Genomic DNA, 4,619 nt, shown 5'->3' on the forward strand with positions numbered 1-4,619 from the left:
TAGCTGAACAGGAGGGACAGCTGATAGAAACAGAAGCCACTGGAGCACCTCAAAAACACCATCATACACTAAATCAGTAAGTTGGCAGCATCACCCGACTGGTGAAAGAAGAGTTCCCCGAAATGGACTCTTTGCCTCAGGAGGTTCGTGATGTTACATCCCGCCTGAGTGCGGACTACTTAATCCATGATTTGCAGACGGGTCACTTCGTGACAGTACTGCGTTTTATTTCGCCACTGATGGTTCGTCTTGGCGTACCTGAAAGGCGATTTTATCAACTGCTGGCAGCAGTGTTGAGTGATTACATGAAAAAACATCCACAAATGTCAGAGCGTTTTGCGCTTTTCTCACTTTTCAGGCCACAAATCATTCGCGTGGTGCTGAACCCGGTAAAACTGACCTGGCCTGATCTGGATGGCGGCAGCCGCATGCTGCCGAATTACCTTGAGGATCTGCAAAATCCGCTGTGGCTGGTAACTCAGGAATATGAATCATGAAAAAAAGTGTCGATTTTATTGGTGTAGGGACAGGGCCATTTAATCTCAGCATTGCTGCGTTGTCACATCAGATCGAAGAACTGGACTGTCTCTTCTTTGATGAACATCCTCATTTTTCCTGGCATCCGGGTATGCTGGTACCGGATTGTCATATGCAGACCGTCTTTCTGAAAGATCTGGTCAGTGCTGTTGCACCTACAAATCCCTACAGTTTTGTTAACTATCTGGTGAAGCACAAAAAGTTCTATCGCTTCCTTACAAGCAGACTACGTACAGTATCCCGTGAAGAGTTTTCTGACTACCTCCGCTGGGCTGCTGAAGATATGAATAACCTGTATTTCAGTCATACCGTTGAAAACATTGATTTCGATAAAAAACGTCGATTGTTTCTGGTGCAAACCAGCCAGGGAGAATATTTTGCCCGCAATATCTGCCTTGGTACAGGAAAACAACCTTATTTACCACCCTGTGTGAAGCATATGACACAATCCTGTTTCCATGCCAGTGAAATGAATCTTCGTCGGCCGGACCTTAGTGGAAAACGGATAACCGTGGTTGGTGGAGGACAGAGTGGTGCAGACCTGTTCCTTAATGCATTACGCGGGGAATGGGGAGAAGCGGCGGAAATAAACTGGGTCTCCCGGCGTAATAATTTTAACGCACTGGATGAGGCTGCTTTTGCTGATGAGTATTTTACACCTGAATATATTTCAGGCTTCTCCGGACTGGAGGAAGATATTCGCCATCAGTTACTGGATGAGCAGAAAATGACATCGGATGGCATCACTGCCGATTCTTTACTGACCATTTATCGTGAGTTGTACCACCGTTTTGAAGTTCTGAGAAAACCAAGAAATATCCGTCTGCTACCCAGCCGCTCGGTAACAACTCTGGAAAGTAGTGGTCCTGGCTGGAAGTTGCTGATGGAGCATCATCTGGATCAGGGCAGGGAGAGCCTGGAAAGTGATGTGGTGATTTTCGCCACAGGTTACCGTTCTGCGTTGCCACAAATACTTCCCTCACTGATGCCCCTGATCACCATGCACGATAAGAACACCTTTAAAGTGCGTGATGACTTCACTCTGGAATGGAGTGGCCCGAAAGAGAACAACATCTTCGTGGTCAACGCCAGTATGCAAACCCATGGCATCGCCGAACCCCAGCTCAGCCTGATGGCATGGAGATCTGCACGTATTCTTAATCGCGTAATGGGACGTGATTTATTCGATCTCAGTATGCCGCCCGCCCTGATTCAGTGGCGCAGCGGCACCTAGGGAAAACGCAGCCGGAGGCTGCTTCTTTAACTCGCTACACAGCATCTTTGGGCTGATTTTTTCCGCCCGTATGGAGGAATAATGATGATAAGCAAAAAGTATACGCTTTGGGCTCTCAACCCACTGCTTCTTACCATGATGGCGCCAGCAGTCGCTCAACAAACCGATGATGAAACGTTCGTGGTGTCTGCCAACCGCAGCAATCGCACCGTAGCGGAGATGGCGCAAACCACCTGGGTTATCGAAAACGCCGAACTGGAACAGCAGATTCAGGGCGGCAAAGAGCTTAAAGACGCACTGGCTCAGCTGATCCCTGGCCTTGACGTCAGCAGCCGGAGCCGCACCAACTACGGTATGAATGTGCGTGGCCGCCCGCTGGTCGTGCTGGTTGACGGCGTGCGTCTCAACTCTTCACGTACCGACAGCCGACAACTGGACTCTATAGATCCTTTTAATATCGACCATATTGAAGTGATCTCCGGTGCGACGTCCCTGTACGGCGGCGGCAGTACCGGTGGCCTGATCAACATCGTGACCAAAAAAGGCCAGCCGGAAACCATGATGGAGTTTGAGGCTGGCACCAAAAGTGGCTTTAGCAGCAGTAAAGATCACGATGAACGCATTGCCGGAGCTGTCTCCGGCGGAAATGAGCATATCTCCGGACGTCTTTCCGTGGCATATCAGAAATTTGGCGGCTGGTTTGACGGTAACGGCGATGCCACCTTGCTTGATAACACCCAGACCGGCCTGCAGTACTCCGATCGGCTGGACATCATGGGAACTGGTACGCTGAACATCGATGAATCCCGGCAGCTTCAGTTGATCACACAGTACTATAAAAGCCAGGGCGACGACGATTACGGGCTTAATCTCGGGAAAGGCTTCTCTGCCATCAGAGGGACCAGCACGCCATTCGTCAGTAACGGGCTGAATTCCGACCGTATTCCCGGCACTGAGCGGCATTTGATCAGCCTGCAGTACTCTGACAGCGCTTTTCTGGGACAGGAGCTGGTCGGTCAGGTTTACTACCGCGATGAGTCGTTGCGATTCTACCCGTTCCCGACGGTAAATGCGAACAAACAGGTGACGGCTTTCTCTTCGTCACAGCAGGACACCGACCAGTACGGCATGAAACTGACTCTGAACAGCAAACCGATGGACGGCTGGCAAATCACCTGGGGGCTGGATGCTGATCATGAGCGCTTTACCTCCAACCAGATGTTCTTCGACCTGGCTCAGGCAAGCGCTTCCGGAGGGCTGAACAACAAGAAGATTTACACCACCGGGCGCTATCCGTCGTATGACATCACCAACCTGGCGGCCTTCCTGCAATCAGGCTATGACATCAATAATCTCTTTACCCTCAACGGTGGCGTACGCTATCAGTACACTGAAAACAAGATTGATGATTTCATCGGCTACGCGCAGCAACGGCAGATTGCCGCCGGGAAGGCTACATCCGCCGACGCCATTCCTGGCGGCTCAGTCGATTACGACAACTTCCTGTTCAACGCCGGTCTGCTGATGCACATCACCGAACGCCAGCAGGCATGGCTCAACTTCTCCCAGGGCGTGGAGCTGCCGGACCCGGGTAAATACTATGGTCGCGGCATCTATGGTGCTGCAGTGAACGGCCATCTTCCTCTAACAAAGAGTGTGAACGTCAGCGACAGCAAGCTGGAAGGCGTGAAAGTCGATTCTTATGAGCTGGGCTGGCGCTTTACTGGCAATAATCTGCGTACCCAAATCGCGGCCTACTATTCGATTTCTGATAAGAGCGTGGTGGCGAATAAAGATCTGACCATCAGCGTGGTGGACGACAAACGCCGTATTTACGGCGTGGAAGGTGCGGTGGACTACCTGATTCCTGATACTGACTGGAGTACCGGAGTGAACTTCAACGTGCTGAAAACTGAGTCGAAAGTGAACGGTACCTGGCAGAAATACGATGTGAAGACAGCAAGCCCATCAAAAGCGACAGCCTACATTGGCTGGGCACCGGACCCGTGGAGTCTGCGCGTGCAGAGCACCACCTCCTTTGACGTGAGCGACGCGCAGGGCTACAAGGTCGATGGCTATACCACCGTGGATCTGCTCGGCAGTTATCAGCTTCCGGTGGGTACACTCAGCTTCAGCATTGAAAACCTCTTCGACCGTGACTACACCACTGTCTGGGGGCAGCGTGCACCACTGTACTACAGCCCGGGTTACGGCCCAGCGTCACTGTACGACTACAAAGGCAGGGGCCGAACCTTTGGTCTGAACTACTCTGTGCTGTTCTGACCGGTATTCCTTTACAACAAAGGTACGCTGATATCAACATGGCCGCTGACAGCCAAGTTGATATCATATAATACACGACATAATCTGTAGTCAGGGAGGATAGACTCTTTACTGACTACAGATTATGTCGTGTTCCGTGCTCATTTCCTCAAAAAAATACAAGAAAAGAATTAGTATTCTAACAAAAAGTGAAATAAATTGTATCAAACTCCCTCTTTTAATCCTGTTGAGTAAATCAGCTTTTGCAATAGGATTGAAAGAGTGTAAGTGGAATCTCTTCCGGATACTCGTTACCACCGTGGCTAGAATATCTACGGCTGCGGGCCAGTAATAGATTAAGTGATAACAGCTGTCTGGAAATGTAGGGGCGTATCCACTAATCATAATCATTGTGAGATAAATATTACGGGGCATTTTATAATGAATAAAATATACTCTCTAAAATATTGTCATATTACCAATACCATGAAGGTGATGCTGCCAACTTACTGATTTAGTGTATGATGGTGTTTTTGAGGTGCTCCAGTGGCTTCTGTTTCTATCAGCTGTCCCTCCTGTTCAGCTA

The 4,619-nt window shown here is 49.8% G+C and carries 1 protein-coding gene and 2 pseudogenes; all 3 read left to right on the forward strand.

What is annotated here, in order from left to right; all coding sequences use genetic code 11:
- Nucleotides 1-95: 95 nt before the first annotated feature.
- Nucleotides 96-497 (forward strand): annotated as a pseudogene (locus G434_RS00100) (ferric iron reductase); the annotation flags it as partial.
- Nucleotides 494-1,827 (forward strand): annotated as a pseudogene (gene iucD / locus G434_RS00095) (NADPH-dependent L-lysine N(6)-monooxygenase IucD). The pseudogenes G434_RS00100 and iucD, both read left to right, overlap by 4 nt.
- 25 nt (nt 1,828-1,852) lie before the next feature.
- A complete protein-coding gene (iutA, locus tag G434_RS00090) occupies nt 1,853-4,054 on the forward strand; it encodes a ferric aerobactin receptor IutA (RefSeq protein ID WP_000973519.1) in 2,202 nt (733 codons plus the stop codon).
- Nucleotides 4,055-4,619 lie beyond the last annotated feature (565 nt).

It is taken from the genome of Escherichia sp. KTE172, assembly GCF_000408845.1.
Taxonomy (GTDB): domain Bacteria; phylum Pseudomonadota; class Gammaproteobacteria; order Enterobacterales; family Enterobacteriaceae; genus Escherichia; species Escherichia coli.